Here is a 17,537-nt window from a genome sequence, read left to right on the forward strand (position 1 = left end):
CCTTACAAAACAGTATCTGAGAAGCGCTCGCGCTGTTTGAGCAAAGTTTAGCCATTACCTTAGCACTTTAATCAAGTTGAAAGGCGTTGCTGATTTTGAAATGGATTTATAACGAATTTTCGGGCTATGGAGTTGATTATCAACTGCTCATTCAGCAACGCCATCTTTGAAGACTGTCAACAGATTTGTCACATGACCCTGAGCAGTTGGCAACTAGAAAGTAATTTAAAATAAATATGTTATACTATTACTTATATAAAGTCAGCTTATTAACTAGCTTTTTAATCGCTTAAGAGTTGGATGTAAAGTAATTTTTTGGTAGATGTTTAGGGTCGAAGATATCAATACAAGAGTCGATAAATAGCTAATTATGTTGTCTAATACAAAAATTTAAAAACAGCTATCGAAATAGTCTTGTAGTTGCAAAAAAAGATTAAGATTGGCAACAGCTTAAAAGGCTAAAGATAGCCTGTTAAGCACAAAAATAAATTTTTTTGAGTTGCCAATGTTTGATCTTAATGAGAATAATAAATCTCTCTTACCTAGAGATCGCCCTATATTGGGTCGTACTTTGCCTTCATTACTTGATGAAGCCTGCGGGAAGCCCGAAGCAAACTCTTTAGATAATTGTCGCTTTAATTTTCGTGCATTCAATCAGTGGCGAGCAAATGCCTGGCAGTCTCAATCCAATCAAGAACTGCAAATTGCAGCCGAAGAGTTGGCCCTGGGGTTGCTAGAAAAAAAAATCAAGAAAGGCGAACGTGTAGCTTTATTGATGCACAGCGATGTTAATTTCTGTCTGGCAGATTTTGGTTCCTTACTTGCAGGATTGATTAATGTACCTATCGATCTTATGCAAACTTTAACTAATATTGCTTTTATCCTGCATCATTCAGCAGCCAAAGTCTTAATTGTTTCTGACTTAGAGCTGCTGGCTCAAATCATTCCCTATCTTTGCGATATTCTCGCTCTTCAAACGGTAATTGTTGCCGATATTCCCGAGGACTGGGAAGAAAAACGCACTCGGCTATTGACTTGTGGTCTAAATGAATTGGGAATTTGCAATACTCTCCAAACGAGAAGCTCCGCAACGGAGTTTGGAGACAAAAATTCTGAATTATCAGAACTTGAAGTTAATCGATTAAAAGAAGAAGTTCGCGATTCAGCATCCAGTCAGGTCAAAGTTAAAAAATCAACTCCTAAATCCGCTTGCCTATGCATTCCTATGCTGCTTTGCCAGGGAAGGAAAAAGCTATCTTGTCCCGAACTACCTCAATGCATTCAACTATTGTCTCTTGAAGAAATTCGAGCGAGAGGTAGAAAATTATTGGATCGAGAGCGCAGACAGCAATTAAGAGCAAATCTATCTCCACAAGATTTAGCAACAATAGTCTATATTGCCGGAGAAACGGGACAGCCTAAAGGAGTAATGTTAACTCATGAAAATATTACTGCTGATGTTCTTACTACTTTCAGTAGTCTTGAGGATCTCAAACTAGGAGCCAAAGAAGTAATTCTCTCTTTTTTACCTCTGACCCACATTTTTGCGAGAGCATTAGTTTACGGTCATATTTATTACGGTCACAGCATCTATTTTTCTACTGCCAATCGAATGGTTAGAGATTTTCAAACCGTAAGACCGACGATTGTCGCTACAGTACCGCGATTATTGGAAAAAACCTATCAAAAGATTCTCGATCGCGGCAGTAAGCTGACAGGATTTGAAAAAACAGTCTTTGACTGGGCATTAAAGCTAGCTCAAAGTTATGAATTGGGCAGAAAATCAAACTCCTTAGAGACGATTCAGTTCGCTCTGGCAGACAGTTTGGTTTTTGCTCGCTGGCGAAAACCTTTTGGCGGCAGGCTAAAATATTTTATTAGTGGCGGCGCGGCTTTAAAAGGCGAAGTTGCCAATTTTTTGAGTGCGGCAGGAATGACCGTACTACAAGGCTATGGTTTAACCGAAACCAGTGCTGTGCTTTGTTTTAATCGAGAAAACTTAAATCGTGCGGGAACAGTGGGACTGCCGATTCCAGGAGTAGAAATTGCGATCGCCGATGACGGAGAAATTTTAGTCAAAGCTCCTTACGTGATGCAAGGTTACTATCGCAATTTTGAAGCTACCAAGGCAGTTATTGACGAGGAAGGATGGTTACATACAGGCGATCTAGGACGATTTACTTCAGAAGGTTTTTTAACCATTACAGGCAGTAAAAAAGACCTATTTAAGCTCTCTACTGGTAAGTATGTCATTCCTCAACCACTAGAAGAGCGAGTCAAACAATCGCCTTTGGTCGAACAGGCAGTAGTAGTAGGATTGCAGAAAAAGTTCTGTGGAATGTTAATTCTTCCCAATTTAGAAAGATTGCACGAACAAGTCAAAACTTCGAATCCGACACCTACTAACAACTTATTGCAACAGCCAGAAATTGTCGCTCTCTATCAAACCTTAGTCGATGATGCTAACCAACAGTTACCTCGTTGGTCGAAAGTCAAGCGGTTTCAACTCCTCGATGCTCATTTAACTATAGCTAATGGTTTGCTGAGATCGGATGGCAAGATCGATCGCGCTAGATTCAACGAGACATTTGCCGCCGAAATAGATGCATTGTATGGAGAAGATACAGAGTTTTTAGGGGCAAGGCAGTACATTGCCAGTAAGGGTGTCGGTAATTCCAAGCTAAATTTGCTCTTGGAACAAATTAGTGAAATACAAATACAAAACTTGTATTCAAAATTCCGAACTTTTGCGGTCAAACGACTGATTAGGAAAATTGTCGCCAAAGGGAAGTTATTCTGGCGGGTTTTAAAAAGCTATATTACTCTGCTTGCTACTGTGCCGTGGAAACTACAAAAAAATTCTAATTCTAAAGATTGATAGTTACCTAATCTCTGACCATTAACTAAGTGTAAGGGAGGAAAAAAAGATGTTTCAACCGTTCCGAACCGCTGCTGTTTTGGGTGCGGGAGTCATGGGTTCGCAGATTGCGGCTCACCTGGCTAATGCTGGATTGACGGTTCATTTACTAGATATACCCGCCGCAGAAGACAACAAAAATGCGATCGTCGAGGCAGCTTGGCAAAAAGCACTCAAGCACAAGCCACCAATCTTGTATACCGAAAAAACCGCCCGTCGCATTACTCTAGGCAATTTTGACGAACATCTAGATCGCCTGGCAGATGTAGACTGGGTAATCGAGGCAGTAGTGGAAAATCTGGAAATCAAACAGCAGTTGATGACGCGTCTTGAAAGTGTCGTCAGCCATGAAGCGATCGTTTCTACCAATACTAGTGGCTTGCCCGTAAATGAAATCGTTCGCGGATTGCCTCAATCTTTTCGTCAACGTTTTTTAGGCACGCATTTTTTCAATCCCCCCCGCTATCTCAAGCTACTAGAGCTAATCCCTACAGAAGATACGGATACCGAGATTTTACTAAGATTGGAATGGTTCGCTCGTCTGCATCTCGGTAAAGGTGTAGTAGTTGCCAAAGACACACCCAACTTTATCGCTAACCGCATCGGTATTTACGCCACCATGCTAGGGATAAAAGCCTTTATCGATGAAGGATACACTATCGAAGAAATCGATACTCTGACGGGAACTTTGGTAGGACGACCAAAATCGGGAACTTTTAGGACTGCCGACTTGGTAGGACTAGATACTTTGGTTTACGTCGCCAAAAATCTCTATCCTGCCATTCCCGATGATGAAAGTCGCGAAGTCTTTCGCGTGCCTGCCTTGCTAGAAAAACTGGTAGAAACGGGGTCTTTAGGAGCAAAAGCAGGTCAGGGTTTTTATAAAAAAGAAGGGGGACAAATTCTTTCTCTAAACCCTGAAACCTTTGTTTACGAGCCAGCTAAACCTCTAAATTTAGGCGATCTTAAATCTATTCAAAAACTAGAGCTTCCCGAACGCTTGAGAGCCTTATATCGTGACTCAGGACGTGCTGGTAAGTTCTTCCGCAAGCTGATGCTATCGATACTCAGCTACAGTTCCTATCGCCTGAGGGAAATTACCGATAGTCCTGCAGAAATCGATCGCGCCATGCGTTGGGGTTTTGGTTGGGAACTAGGACCTTTTGAACTCTGGGATGTCTTGGGTTTTAAAAACGTCATTACCGATATGCAGACGGCAGATATCCCCCTGGCAGATTGGATCGAAACGATGATTAAACATCATCAGGTGGCTGGATTTTATCGACAGGATACAGTTTATACTCCCGATGCGGGATATGCGCCTCTAAACATACCTCAAGATGAAATCGACCTCGATGTCATTAAATCTCAATCGAAAAATGTTCTCTGGCAAAACGAAGAAGCCGCGCTGTTAGATCTCGGTGATGGGGTAGTTCTATACGAGTTTCGCTCGAAAGGCAACACCCTCAGCTTTAAAGTCATGGAGGGACTGACGGAAGTTCTAGATTTGCTCGAAACCAACAACTATCGAGGCATGGTTATTGGCAACAACAACGATAACTTCTGCGGTGGTGCCAATCTAGTAGAAATTGGCAAACTAGCTCAGTCTGGTAAATTAGGGCGAGTATCGGATCTGGTGCGGCAATTCCAAACTACCCTACAGAGAATTCACTACTTCCCCAAACCAATTGTGGCTGCGGTTAGGGGTTTGGCTCTGGGTGGTGGTTGCGAATTAGTCATGGCTTGCCCCCAAGTTGTCGCGGCAGCCGAAAGCTATATTGGCTTGGTAGAACTGAGCGTCGGCTTGATTCCTGGTGCTGGTGGCATTATGCGGATGGCAGCTTGGGCAGCATCGAGAGCGGCAAAAGAAACCGCAACGCAAATTCAACCTTTCTTGCTACAAGTCTTTAAAACTATCGGTATGGCAAAAGTTGCCAACAGTGCCTATGAAGCTCTAGAACTCGGTTTCTTATCTCCTACTGCGAAAATTGTCATCAATAGCGATCGCCGTTTATACGTAGCCAAACAAGAAGTTATCTGTCTCGATTTAGAAGGCTATGCACCCATACCCCGTGGTGACTCCATTATGGTTTTGGGAGAGCCGGGTAGAGCGGCACTAGAACATGGTGCCTATGTCTTTCAACAAGGAGGATATATTTCCGAATACGATCGCTTTCTTGCCAACCGTTTAGCATACGTGCTTACGGGAGGCGAACTATCCGCACCGTCTTTAGTTAGTGAAGATTACTTACTACAACTCGAACGAGAAACCTTTATACCGCTACTTAAAGAAAAGAAAACCCAAGAGCGGATCGCACATCTGTTGACAACCAAGAAACCACTGCGAAATTAACCGTAGAGGCAAGGCAGTGCCTTGCCCGTACTTTTCAAAAAGGTAAAAGCCATGAAAAAAGCATATATTGTCAGTAGCGTCAGAACAGCTATTGGTAAAGCACCGAGAGGAACCCTGCGTAATATGCGTCCCGACGATTTAGGGGCAACTGCGGTCAAAGGCGCGATCGCCAAAGTCAAACAACTCGATCCCGCAGAGATCGATGATGTAATGATGGGCTGTGCCTTTCCCGAAGGGGAACAGGGCTTTAATTTGGGACGAATCGTCGCCCAACGAGCGGGATTGCCCGATTCTGTCCCTGGCTGTACGGTCAATCGTTTCTGTGCATCGGGACTGCAAACCATTGCCATGGCATCTCAGGCAATTATGACGGGACAGGCAGAGGTTATTGTCGCTGGTGGGGCAGAATCTATGAGTCTGATGCCCATGGGCGGTAATTATCTGTCACCCAACCCAGAACTGATCGACAAATCCCCCGACACTTACATCACTATGGGGCTTACTGCCGAAAATGTTGCCAGTGAATTTCAGATCTCTAGAGAAGACCAAGACCGCTTTGCTTTGCGATCGCACCATCGGGCTTTAGTTGCCATCAGAACGGGGCGCTTTAGCGAAGAAATAGTTGCCGTGCCTTTAAAAGAAAGCTTTTATGCTGAGGGCAAACTGCAAACCCTCGAACGGGTATTTGAGGTAGACGAAGGACCTCGCAGCGATACCAGCATGGAAGCTTTAGCTAAACTAAAACCCGTATTTCACGCTCAAGGGACGGTGACGGCAGGAAATTCCTCCCAAATGTCCGATGGGGCAGCCGCAGCCGTAGTTATGAGCGAGAACATGATGAACGAACTCAAAGTTAAGCCCATGGGTAGACTATTGTGCTATGCAGTGGCTGGAGTAGCACCAGAAATTATGGGTATCGGTCCTGTTGAAGCAGTACCAAAAGTTCTCAAACAGGTAGGCTTGTCTTTAGACGATATCGGGCTAATCGAACTTAACGAAGCCTTTGCCGCCCAGACTTTAGCAGTAATTCGCAAACTGGGACTTAACGAAGACATTATCAACGTCAACGGTGGCGCGATCGCTTTAGGGCATCCTTTGGGCTGTACGGGAGCCAAACTAACAGCTACCTTACTTCACGAAATGCAACGACGGGGTATCCGCTACGGCATGATAACCATGTGTGTTGGCGGTGGTATGGGGGCTGCGGGAGTATTTGAGAATTTGAGGTTGTAATCGTAGCGGCATGGCAGTGCCATGCCTGTACTAGATATAGATAAGTGTAAATAAAATTTGTGGGAGCAAAATTATGAACGATCTTCTGACTCCAACCTTCGGCGTTGCTATATTTTTATTCTTATTGGTGTTTGTATCTTTTGCTTACATCGGCGTACCCCTCTGGCTGTGGTCGCTGTACGCTGCTGTAATTTTGGGATTGTTTTCTGCACCGCTTTGGTTATGGATTGCCTTTGGTGTCGTGGCGTTAGTTTTCAATATTCCACAACTGCGCCAAAGATTAGTTACAACATATATTGTTAGAGCGATCGCAGCATTAAAACTATTACCCAAGATTTCCGATACCGAACGAGAAGCGATCGAAGCGGGAAACGTCTGGGTAGACGGTGAATTTTTCTCTGGCAAACCCAACTTTAAACGCCTTCTTAATGAACCATATCCATCGATACCCGAAAAATCACGACCGGTGAGGGCGAATTGCCATTTGCCCCTACAACAAATTCGTTCTTTTCTCGATAACCAGGTAGAAACCGTCTGTCAGATGGCGACTGACTGGGAAATTCATTGTCGTAAAGATTTACCCCCCGAAGTTTGGGATTATCTCAAACAAGAAAGGTTTTTTGGCATGATGATTCCGACTGAATACGGGGGCCTAGGATTTTCTAACCTGGCTTACAGTGCGGTGATGAATAAGCTGGCATCCCGTTCTTTTACCCATACTGCTACCGTCGGCGTAACTAACTCTCTCGGTCCGGCTAAATTATTATTACGCTATGGAACCCAGGCACAAAAAGACTATTATTTACCCCGACTGGCAACAGGTGAAGAAATTCCTTGTTTTGCCCTAACAGAACCCAATGCTGGTTCGGATGCGGGTAGTATTGTCTCTAACGCAATAGTATTTAAAGGAGAGGACGGTAAGTTATATCTGCGCTTGAATTGGGAGAAACGCTATATAACTCTAGCTACGATCGCTACTTTGATGGGGCTGGCGTTTCGACTCCGCGATCGAGATAATCTGCTCGGTAAAGGAGAAGATCTCGGCATTACCTGCGCGTTAATTCCTACCAATACCCCTGGAGTAACTATCGATCGCCGTCACGATCCGATGGGCGTACCTTTTTACAATTCTCCTACATTCGGACGGAATGTAGTTGTCTCTGTAGAGCAAATTATCGGGGGTGTCGAACAGGCAGGACGGGGTTGGAAAATGCTGATGCAGACTTTGGCTGCGGGACGAGGGGTTAGTTTTCCCGCCACTTGTACGGGTATTGCCAAGTTAGTTACCAGGGTTACGGGAGCCTATGCCAGAGTTAGAAGACAGTTCGGACTAAATATCGGGCGTTTTGAGGGAATCGAAGAACCTCTGGCGCGTATTGGTGGATTGACTTACCTAATGGATGCAGCAAGGCTGTATACGGTCGCTGCGGTAGATAGAGGAGAACAGCCTGCGGTAATTTCGGCGATCGCCAAATATAATTTTACCGAACTGTCCCGTCAGATTATCAACGACGGTATGGATATTATGGGCGGTGCGGGGATTTGTCGCGGTCCGAGAAACTTACTGGCTAATATTTATTCGGCGACACCCATTCCCATAACTGTTGAAGGGGCAAATATTCTGACGCGCACTATGATTATCTTCGGACAGGGGGCAATTCGTTCCCATCCCTATGTCTACCGAGAAATCGAAGCTTTGAGTCAAGCTGATGTTAAAGCTTTCGACCGTGTCTTTTGGCGGCATCTCGGTTCGATAGTAAACAATCTTTTCCGTACCATCTTACTTAATCTTTCTCGCGGTTATCTAGCTCGTTCTCCTGTATCTGGTGCGACTGCCAAATATTATCGTAAATTGGCTTGGGCATCAGCTAGTTTTGCTTTCTTAACCGATTTCGCCTTAATTAGATATGGGGGCAGTCTCAAACGCCAAGAAAAACTCACTGGTAGATTCGCCGATATTCTTTCTTGGATGTATTTAGCCACTGCTACTTTACGCCGCTATGAAGCCGAAGGACGCAACCATGAAGATCTGCCTTTAGTTCATTGGTCGATGCAGTATGCTTTGGCTCGAATACAACAGGGATTTGAAGGAGTTTTTAGTAATATGCCAGTGCCGCTGTCGGGAATAGCAGCAGCATGGTGGCGACTCAATCCCATCGGTACGATGCCCTCAGACAAACTAGGTAGTAAAATTGCTCGAATCATCCAAACTCCAGGCTCGCAAAGAGATCGGCTTACTGCCGACATCTATATTCCCACAAATACCAACGAAGCTTTAGGACATTTAGAATATGCTTTCGACTTATCCGTTAAATCCGAATCTATTCTCAAGAAAATCAAAACTGCTAGCAGAAACAATAAGTTACCTCAAGAAAAACCAGAAACGTTAATTCGGGATGCTTTAGAAACAGCAATTATTACTTTAGATGAACTCGAACTGTTGACCCAAGCAGAAGCTGCTCGCAATGACGCTGTTCGAGTAGATTCATTTACTCCAGAAGAATATCAAGCAGATTCGGCTGCAGCAATCTCCGAACCAACTAAATCAAAAACTACCTTTCTCCAATCTTAAAAGTACACATTAACAATTAAGTCTAGGTTTTTGATTAGTTTATAATATAAATAAGTACATATAATACAGCATCTTCCTATTACTGAGATCTTGCACCTGACCCGTAACTGACTTGTGGTATCAGGGAAAAGGGAAAAGGTAAAGGGGAAAAGAGCAATAAATTGATTCTCCACCCTAGATTATTAAGTTTACTTGTAAGGCGTGCAAGATGTGAGCCTTTAACTAGCGGCGATCGCCACTAGCCATAGGTAAAAACAAGCACATTTACTCAGAAAGGTAAAAACATTACTGGGTAAGGATTTCAAAATGTGCAAGTTAAGAGTATTAGGTAGAAAATTTCAAACTTCAGAATATCGCAGATATTTAAAATAAACTGCCGAACGAATAAAGTTTACATTAGTACTCGAACAAAATTATCAAAACTCAATACTTAGTTAATTTGGATAATCATACTCTTATTTGCATTTATATTGCGTTGATTTGTAGGAAATGATAGCAATGTTAAACACACTAAAAAAACTCAATTTTAATTGTCTCAATGATTATGTATTGGAAACACTTAATACTCTGGATTTAGAGCAAATCAAGATTTCTTTCGATAATTTACCCGTAGATCCATACATAGCAGAAGGCTATCGCTTCCGACGGCTTTCTAGTTTTAAAATTATTGACAATCACTTGGTTCAGCTACCTCACACATCCTTATTTCAAAGTAAAGAATATAATCCTTTAGTAGGGGATGTAGTTAGAGAATTTGCCGAACTAGAGCAAACCTTAATCGAGCTTCCAGACTTTCAAACTATAGTTTTAGAGTTTTTTGAGTTTGGCCGGCAATGTTCTAGTGTCAATCGAATTAAAGCTAATGAAATTAGCGTTCATCAAATCAGAACTATCGCCAATTCGAAAGTAATTGGTCATCCAGCTCCAGAAGGAATTCATCGAGATGGAGTAGATCTAATAGGCATTTTTTCCGTCAGTCGCGACCGAGTTGCGGGAGCGGCGACTTCTCTGTACCAGTCCCAAGATGGAGAGCCTATTTTTACTAAAATACTCAATCCAGGGGAATTTCTGATTTTTAGCGATCGCGACTTTTTTCATTTTACTTCTCCCATCAAAGCCACAACTGCAGAAATAGGAACTAGAGACGTTTTCGTTTTAACTTGTCCTGGATTGCGACCTCCTAAAAATTGGCAAAAACCCGACCCGATAAAAGTTTGAGGCAATACGAGCGAGTAATTAAGACGTTTTACTATGGTTTCTCTAGATTTAGACTGGATACGCGGTCATTTTCCCGCTCTTTCCTCAGAAATAGACGGTCAGCCCGTTATTTTCTTCGATGGACCGGGAGGTACTCAAATACCCAGAATAGTTATTGAGGCAATGAGTAACTATTTGCTAGAGTCTAACGCTAATGCTCATGGTGCGTTTGCTACGAGTATTCGTACCGATGCTGCGATCGCTGCTGCTCGTGAAGCTATGGCAGATTTACTAGGTTGCGATCGCGACGAAGTGGTATTCGGTGCTAATATGACCACTTTGACCTATGCTTTTAGTCGGGCTATCGGTCGTGAGTTACAAGCGGGTGATGAAATCCTAGTAACGCGGCTCGATCATTATGCCAATGTCTCTCCTTGGCACGAGCTAGCGGAAAAAGGTGTCATCGTTCGTACTGTTGAGATTAATCCTGAAGATTGTACTCTCAATATTGCTGATTTAGAACAAAAAATTAACCAACGAACAAAAATAGTTGCTGTAGGCTATGCTAGCAATGCGGTAGGAACAATTAACGACATTCCCAGGGTAGTAAAGTTAGCCCATAATGTAGGAGCATTAGTTTTCATCGATGCCGTTCACTACTTACCTCATGGTTCGCTCGACGTGCGTACTCTAGATTGTGATTTTTTAATAGGCTCGGCATATAAATTTTTTGGTCCTCATGTAGGGATTCTTTACGGTAAAAAAGAATACTTAACTCGACTGCACCCCTACAAAGTCAAACCAGCTTCCGACCAAGTTCCCTGGCGTTGGGAAACGGGAACTTTAAACTTTGAGGGTCTAGCAGGTTTAGTAGCCAGTATCGATTATCTAACTAATCTCGGTCTTCGTGTAGCTCCCAATAGCTCCAATCGTCGCGATGCCTTAATCGCAGCTATGAGGGCAATCCAAGCTTATGAAAGAGAATTATCTGACTATTTAATTGCAGGTCTCAAGCAAATTGGGGGGGTAAAAATTTATGGGATTACCGAACTAGAACGTTTTGCATGGAGAACTCCCACCGTAGGTGTTAGACTCGCAGGATATAAACCTGGTGAAGCTGCTAAAGCTTTAAGCAAGCGCCATATATATACTTGGCACGGCAACGTATATGCACTCGGTTTAACTGAAAGACTAGGAATTGAGTCAAGTGGAGGCTTTTTACGAATTGGCTTGGTACACTACAATACGAAATCAGAGAGCAATCGCTTGTTACAAGTTTTAGAGGAGATGACTCAGTAGTATATAATTGTTTTCTAATTGTTTTCCTATCAGTTTTAATGCTCGAGCCTAGCCTGCAAATATTTAGCTAGATATTTGATGTTTTTTCTAAGATTCAAATCTTTGTCTAAATTCCAGTAAAAAAAATCCAGCCCATGTATCATCTCTCTCGGCGTACTGTTCTGCAACAATTAAGCTGGGCAACTATGGGGTTTTTATTTGCTTGTAATAGCAATACCTTAAAGAGCGAGCGCCCAGTACGTGTTGGGGCAATGTATTTATTAACTGGGGGATTTGCCACTTATGGTGAGTTTGCTCGCGATGGCATCAATTTAGCTTTAGCAGAAATCGAGCGAGCTGGAGGTATTAATGGTAAACCTCTGGAGGTTATTTTTGAAGACGAGAGCGCGCCCGTGCAAAAGGCGAGGAGATTGATATTACAGGAAAAAGTAGATTTTCTGTTGGGAATTGATAGTTCGGGAAATGCAGAAGCGTTAGTTCCTACAATTCCAGAGTTAAAGCGAATTTTAATGGTAACTCATGCAGCTAGCCCCAAATTGACTGGAGAATTATGCAATCGGTTTGTTTTCCGCTGTAGTATTAACAGTCCTCAAAATTCTGCCGCTGGAGCTAAAATTGCTGCAACCGAAGGCTATCAGACGTGGACGACTATTGGACCAGATTATGCTTTTGGTCGCCAGAGTTGGGAATTTTTCCAAACAGCCCTGCGAGAGAGAAAAGAAGGAGTAAAATTTCTCTCTCGGACGGCTTTTCCCAAACTTGGCACTCAAGATTACAACAGAACTCTTGCAAAAATATTTTGTGGTATATTTAAGAGTTATTTTGATTTCCCTTTTTGCCAATTAAAATAGTAAGAATGGAGCGATTTTTTTCATTAAGTATTATCAGGCGATCGCCTGATAAAAATTTGACAGCAAAAATTGTTTCAGTTATTAATTAATTACTGAATTCCTGAAAAACAATCGAATTTTCTAGTTGAATTTATACGGCTAATTCATAATTATAAATACCTGCAATTAAATTGGCTCTTAATCCAAATCTTTTGTGACGGTTCCGATAGGGATAAGATAAAATTTTAAAGATTTTTAGCCGACGATTAACATGTTCAACTGCCACTCGGAGCCGATTTAATTCTCGATTAGCTCTTTTTTGTTCTTTCGTCAATTTTCCTCTCTTGGGTTTCTTAATTGGAGTGGCACTGTTTTCGTGAACTTTCAGGATTCCTTGGTAGCCTTTATCTGCTAACATCTTGCTTGTTTTCGGTAGCTTTACCTTGCTTTTTTTGAATAATTTAAAATCGTGAATTTTTCCTTTTTCCTGCCTTAAACACATTATCTTCCTGCTCTTTAATTCAATAATCACTTGCGTTTTTAATGAATGCTTTTTATTTTTGCCACTATAAAATCCTTTTTGCCCTTTGCTTGGTCTCTCAATAGTACTTTCCATAACATCCATGACTAACACCATTTCTGGGTCGGACAATTTTCTTAGTTCTTTTTGTCCTGGTAAAGCCAATTTCCCCGACTTAATCAAGATATTTTCTACTTGATTTACGGTTCGACAAACCATCGATTCTGATACGTCCCAATCAACTCCAATCTGAAAATAAGGTCGATATTCTCGCCAGTATTGAATAGTCATTAAAACTTGGTTTTCTATGCTTAGTGTACAAGGACGACCCGGCTTTTTTTTCTTTTCTTGTTCCTTGATTTCATTAACGATGACATAATAAGCTTGATGACTCATTCCTGTCCGACGCTTAAATTTCTGTTTGGATAATCCCTGAACTTGGGCAAATTTCATGGTAATCTTCTCGATTTTAAGAGATTTTAGTCCAACCCCTCATCCTATCACGAAAAGACTTTTGCAAGAGGTCTAGTGCCTTGCTTCTGGCTCTTTGACTGGAAGAGTAACCCTAGATGAAAATCCCCGACTGCAATCGCTGCCTACTCTACGCCCACAATCCCCACTTCTTAGTCTGTGTGATTCATTCCGATGGTGTAGATACCAAAACCTGTATGGACTTTCGACCAAACTCGAATGCAGAGGTAGCAGAACAATGGTCGTCAGAAGGATATTCCTGGTATGAAGGAGAACTCATTCCCAATCGCCCTTCTCGCTACACCCAAGCAGAACAGCTAGAAATACTCGATACTCATCCCGTGTTTACTGGTGTCTGTCCCAATACTTCTTGTTTAAGCTCAAAATGAAGTAAAGTAAGGATTATTTTGAAAAAAGCAATTAAAACAGCGATCGCTCCAGAAGCAATCGACCAAGCATTAAAGAAAAGCAACAGCTTGGAAAAACGAAAAAGAAAATTACCAGCAAGTTTGGTAGTCTGTTTAGTCATAGCGATGAGTTTGTGGTCATCAGATTCGATGGAAACTGTACTATAAAATCTAGTTAATGGTTTAAATAGACAGTGGACAAAATTAGGGCAATACTGGAAGTTGCCAAATAGTTCTTCGATTACCATAGCCAGACAAAAACTAGGATGCCAAGTAATGAGTCGATTATTTGATTCAATTGTTAAACCGGGAGCAACTACGGAAACGCCAGGAGCCTTTCTAGGAGGCCTAAGAGTAATGGCTGTAGATGGGACAGTATTGGATGTACCTGATAGTCAAGCTAATGCCAAAGTGTTTGGATAGCCGCCGAAGTCGAAAAGGGACAAGAGCTGCTTTTCCCAAGGTGCGTGTGGTTTTATTAATCGAAGCAGGAACACATTTAATCACAGATGCGTTAATGTGTCCCTATCGAATCGGCGAAAGAGTCAGAGCCTTAAAACTGCTTCGTTCAGTTGGCAAATCAATGCTGTTAATGTGGGATAGAGGATTACATTCCTACCGTATGGTTAATGCTACCTTAGCTCAAGGATGTAAATATTTGGGAAGAGTTCCCGCCAACGTTAAATTTCCAGCTCACCAAATTTTAGATGATGGCTCTTATTTAAGTTGGATTAACCCTGACCGCAAATCCAAGAAAAAAGGGGCTAGCAAGATTCAAGTTCGAGTTATCGAATACACGATGGAAAAGGATGGAGAAGTGAAAACATACCGTTTGATTACCAGCTTGATGGACTTGGCTTTGTTTCCTGCTTTATGATTAGCGCAGCAGGATCATCAACGATGGGAAATCGAGAATACCATTGATGAACTTAAAACCCACCTTCTTGGACGCAAGACTCCAATTCGCTCCCTCAAACCCCGTGAAGTTGTCCAAGAAATTTATGGTTGGCTCTTGGGTCACTATGCCCTCCGTTCTTTAATGTTTCAAGCAGCGCAGCAAGTTGGTATTTCTCCTTTACGTTTAGGCTTTACTGGTACTCTCAAGATGATTCGTCGTGCCATCGGTGATTTTCAAGATTTAACCCCAGAACAACTCCCCTGCTTGCTCCGTCCTATACGCTGAGGTTTCCTCAGCGCGGGCGGTGCGCTTTTTTTCTCTCGGTTAATTCAAGATATTTTAGCTGAACAAATTCCTTCTAGACACGACAGACACAATCCGCGAGTTGTCAAGAAACCTCGTTCTAAATTTCCTTCTAAAAAAACTCTTCATCGAGAAATGTCTTCTGCTCCAAAACAACTTACTTTTTCGATTTTTAACTCTGCTTAATCCTTAAACAAGAAGTATTGCGTCCCTAGCGATCGCTCCTGACTGATAACCCTACCTCAAGATCGAGTTTATTTTCAAAGGAGTATCAGTGTCGATTAAAGTATTTAAAATTAGTTGACGAAGGTGATGGGCTGGTAGTCTGAACAGTATGATTCTTGATATACTTCATTAGGATTGCCGCAACCAGGAGAGAATAGAGAGAATTTTGCTCAAAGTTCCTCTTGTTCAAAATTTTTCGCCAGTGTTTCTATAATGTCAAACTGGCTAAAATTCTTATTCCCATTCCAATGTTCTCTTGCTTCTATCTGTCTCATCCGTAATGACATGACCACAGATTCAATGCCATCTTCGTAAAAATGAGTCTCTAGTTCTTCTACTTGAGGAAGTGGTTTCTTCATCTGCTTTTCGAAAAAAGCCAAGGTCGCCTGTTGACGTTCTTCTCCTTCATATTGGGATACTATCTCCTCAAGTTGCTCCATTTCATCCTTGGGATTGACAGCCTTGCCTTGCTCGAAGAAAACCACGTGATGCTCCGAGATTTCTTCAGGAGTTGTAGTGGCCGGAAATAGTTGATTGACGACTTGGATTTTGCTTACTTTTGCCAATCGCCGATTAATTTTCTCGTCGAAAAATTTGATTGCCTCAATTGCCCGGTCAAAAGAATCAACATCAAGTCGGAGTTGTTGGTTTCCCTTAAAGGTAAAATAACCCAAGACGAGTGGGCGATGTTCTTTGGGGATATCCTGATAGGATTTAGTAAATTTAATCTTCTTAGCTTCCTCTGTTAAAAACCAAACCCAACGATTGTGAGTTCGCTCTTCATCAATACAGCGCAGTCGTCTAAATCTGCCGATTACCGCATTTTTCTGACCAACCCAGTAAAAAAGTCGTGTTGGTTGATAGGGTTCACCCGTCATCGTGACCAAGGAAGGTTCGGGGGGCTGTTCAAACGCTCTAGATTCCTCAAACATTTTGATTTCTCCTCTTAACAGTCTTAGTTTGGTAGCGTTTTGGGAAATGTTATCATTGCTCGGCTCAATGGAAAACCTATTTCTGGTAAACGTGGTGGCGTTGCCCTATCAAGAGGAATTGGAACATTTATGGTCACATTGTCCTTTTTCCTTTCGCTCTAGCTTAGGATTATTAAAGATAACGCTGAATAATATTAAGAAAAAGGTATAGCGAATAAGTATCGACAGAAGAAATCTGAACAATCTTATTTATGCTATCAATAGAAGCATTTTCTAGAAAACCGCAATTTTCAATTAAGTCTTCTAAAAAAATCCGGTCGTCACTTTCAGGATGAGAGAGCTCATCAAAGCGAATAATCATCTGATAATCTTCTAGAAGAATTTTCTCAATTTTCATGGCAAAAAACCCAAATAAACCCGTTATAAATGATAGGTTTCCTGCCAAGATAAAATGATAGGTCTCACTTTTCAAGGGGCAGAAAGGAAGGCTTGTATTCTAACCCCAGTGAGCGTGTTTGTCATCCGCGACCTTGGACAGGCTACACGGCTCGTAGCGTGTCTCTCATAGCCGCGACCAAACGAGAGACGGGGAATTACGAGCAGCCAAACGATTTTATTAGTTTTTTCTGTGGACAGCTACTAGCCGCCGACCAATACTGCCTTGACTCGATAGAACATCGGCGTTAAGGTATAGTTCGTGTTTTGGGCGGTCAAGATGTCAGTAGCTGCTTGCGCTAGCTTGACCAGCCCCTTGGCTATTGCCATTGTCCAGGAGGCGCAGAAGTATATTAGAATGAACGGCGCGAGTACCATGAACACGAGCGGGCAGTCAGGTGGGCGCTTGAAACTAGTTGATGTTAATTACACCCGAGATTGTCTCCGTAATTTCTCTATTTTGACGTTTCTCGCTAGTCGATAAATCATTGTTTAGCCTATAGAACCCATTTGAGATCTATCTAAGCGATCGTAGCCAAAATTTTGACTATTGAGCTAAATCACAGACTATCAAACCAATCAAACATATGATTGATGAGTCCTAACAATCATTGATGAGCAAGGATAGCCGTGGTTACTACAACTATTATCGCTATGCTTTGTATGGCTTACTTATTTACCGGTTGGTTGTCACTTCAAGTTGCCAAGCGGCAAGTACTCAGGGAGCTCGTCAACGACCCAGAAAGCTCTAAACGAGTACTCGAGGCGAACTAATAAATAATGATAGATGGAATAATTAGTGCGCTTAGTGTACTAAAAGATACTCCTTTTTCTACGATTATCGGAGTTGCAGGTATATTATTTATTCTCTTGGCATTTGTCGACCAAATCGGCCGAACTAGTGTATTTACATCCAGCCAGAGAATTAGATTTTTGAGATTTTTG

12 protein-coding genes and 1 pseudogene are annotated in these 17,537 nt (G+C 42.2%); 10 read left to right on the plus strand and 3 right to left on the minus strand.

Annotation, left to right across the window (positions count from 1 at the left end; translation table 11 throughout):
• The first annotated feature begins 505 nt into the window (after positions 1 to 505).
• From ACLFKQ_RS02250 to ACLFKQ_RS02280, 7 genes are all read left to right on the plus strand, one after another.
• Positions 506 to 2,878 (plus strand): AMP-dependent synthetase/ligase, encoded by a 2,373-nt coding sequence (locus ACLFKQ_RS02250; RefSeq protein WP_448998288.1) that lies wholly within the window; start codon positions 506 to 508, stop codon positions 2,876 to 2,878.
• 49 nt (positions 2,879 to 2,927) lie between these two features.
• A complete protein-coding gene (locus ACLFKQ_RS02255; protein WP_448998289.1) occupies positions 2,928 to 5,270 on the plus strand; it encodes a 3-hydroxyacyl-CoA dehydrogenase NAD-binding domain-containing protein in 2,343 nt (780 codons plus the stop codon).
• Positions 5,271 to 5,321: 51 nt separating this feature from the next.
• The gene (locus ACLFKQ_RS02260) at positions 5,322 to 6,503 is read left to right on the plus strand and encodes a thiolase family protein (RefSeq protein ID WP_448998290.1); all 1,182 of its coding nucleotides are present in this window, start codon (positions 5,322 to 5,324) and stop codon (positions 6,501 to 6,503) included.
• 73 nt (positions 6,504 to 6,576) lie between these two features.
• A complete protein-coding gene (locus ACLFKQ_RS02265) occupies positions 6,577 to 9,075 on the plus strand; it encodes an acyl-CoA dehydrogenase (RefSeq protein WP_448998291.1) in 2,499 nt (832 codons plus the stop codon).
• 498 nt (positions 9,076 to 9,573) lie between these two features.
• A complete protein-coding gene (locus ACLFKQ_RS02270) occupies positions 9,574 to 10,293 on the plus strand; it encodes a 2OG-Fe dioxygenase family protein (protein WP_448998292.1) in 720 nt (239 codons plus the stop codon).
• 33 nt (positions 10,294 to 10,326) lie between these two features.
• The gene (locus ACLFKQ_RS02275; protein WP_448998293.1) at positions 10,327 to 11,571 is read left to right on the plus strand and encodes a cysteine desulfurase-like protein; all 1,245 of its coding nucleotides are present in this window, start codon (positions 10,327 to 10,329) and stop codon (positions 11,569 to 11,571) included.
• Positions 11,572 to 11,705: 134 nt separating this feature from the next.
• Positions 11,706 to 12,422 carry an ABC transporter substrate-binding protein gene (locus ACLFKQ_RS02280; RefSeq protein WP_448998294.1) on the plus strand — a complete coding sequence of 239 codons (717 nt, stop codon included), beginning with the start codon at positions 11,706 to 11,708 and terminating at the stop codon, positions 12,420 to 12,422.
• Positions 12,423 to 12,552: 130 nt separating this feature from the next.
• On the opposite strand, the gene ACLFKQ_RS02285 is transcribed toward ACLFKQ_RS02280, so the two are convergent.
• Entirely contained in the window at positions 12,553 to 13,374 is an 822-nt protein-coding gene (locus tag ACLFKQ_RS02285; RefSeq protein ID WP_448998295.1) for an IS5 family transposase, read from the minus strand.
• Positions 13,375 to 13,490: 116 nt separating this feature from the next.
• On the opposite strand from ACLFKQ_RS02285, the gene ACLFKQ_RS02290 reads away from it, so the two are divergent.
• Entirely contained in the window at positions 13,491 to 13,781 is a 291-nt protein-coding gene (locus tag ACLFKQ_RS02290) for a hypothetical protein (protein ID WP_448998296.1), read from the plus strand.
• A gap of 57 nt (positions 13,782 to 13,838) precedes the next feature.
• A pseudogene (locus ACLFKQ_RS02295) lies at positions 13,839 to 14,982 on the plus strand (IS4 family transposase).
• A gap of 413 nt (positions 14,983 to 15,395) precedes the next feature.
• Here the strand turns inward: ACLFKQ_RS02295 and ACLFKQ_RS02300 are convergent.
• The gene (locus ACLFKQ_RS02300; protein ID WP_448998297.1) at positions 15,396 to 16,157 is read right to left on the minus strand and encodes a hypothetical protein; all 762 of its coding nucleotides are present in this window, start codon (positions 16,155 to 16,157) and stop codon (positions 15,396 to 15,398) included.
• Positions 16,158 to 16,329: 172 nt separating this feature from the next.
• Positions 16,330 to 16,602, minus strand: coding sequence for a hypothetical protein (locus ACLFKQ_RS02305; protein ID WP_448998298.1), 273 nt, complete (start codon positions 16,600 to 16,602; stop codon positions 16,330 to 16,332).
• 620 nt (positions 16,603 to 17,222) lie between these two features.
• Here ACLFKQ_RS02305 and ACLFKQ_RS02310 point away from each other — a divergent pair.
• The gene (locus ACLFKQ_RS02310; protein WP_448998299.1) at positions 17,223 to 17,366 is read left to right on the plus strand and encodes a hypothetical protein; all 144 of its coding nucleotides are present in this window, start codon (positions 17,223 to 17,225) and stop codon (positions 17,364 to 17,366) included.
• Positions 17,367 to 17,537: the final 171 nt, after the last annotated feature.

It is taken from the genome of Myxosarcina sp. GI1(2024) (assembly GCF_053543375.1).

Coding starts and splice junctions, on each gene's coding strand:
- ACLFKQ_RS02250 (WP_448998288.1), top strand. CDS start 506: ATGTTTGATCTTAATGAGAATAATAAATCTCTCTTACCTAGAGATCGC.
- ACLFKQ_RS02255 (WP_448998289.1), top strand. CDS start 2,928: ATGTTTCAACCGTTCCGAACCGCTGCTGTTTTGGGTGCGGGAGTCATG.
- ACLFKQ_RS02260 (WP_448998290.1), top strand. CDS start 5,322: ATGAAAAAAGCATATATTGTCAGTAGCGTCAGAACAGCTATTGGTAAA.
- ACLFKQ_RS02265 (WP_448998291.1), top strand. CDS start 6,577: ATGAACGATCTTCTGACTCCAACCTTCGGCGTTGCTATATTTTTATTC.
- ACLFKQ_RS02270 (WP_448998292.1), top strand. CDS start 9,574: ATGTTAAACACACTAAAAAAACTCAATTTTAATTGTCTCAATGATTAT.
- ACLFKQ_RS02275 (WP_448998293.1), top strand. CDS start 10,327: ATGGTTTCTCTAGATTTAGACTGGATACGCGGTCATTTTCCCGCTCTT.
- ACLFKQ_RS02280 (WP_448998294.1), top strand. CDS start 11,706: ATGTATCATCTCTCTCGGCGTACTGTTCTGCAACAATTAAGCTGGGCA.
- ACLFKQ_RS02285 (WP_448998295.1), bottom strand. CDS start 13,374: ATGAAATTTGCCCAAGTTCAGGGATTATCCAAACAGAAATTTAAGCGT.
- ACLFKQ_RS02290 (WP_448998296.1), top strand. CDS start 13,491: ATGAAAATCCCCGACTGCAATCGCTGCCTACTCTACGCCCACAATCCC.
- ACLFKQ_RS02300 (WP_448998297.1), bottom strand. CDS start 16,157: ATGTTTGAGGAATCTAGAGCGTTTGAACAGCCCCCCGAACCTTCCTTG.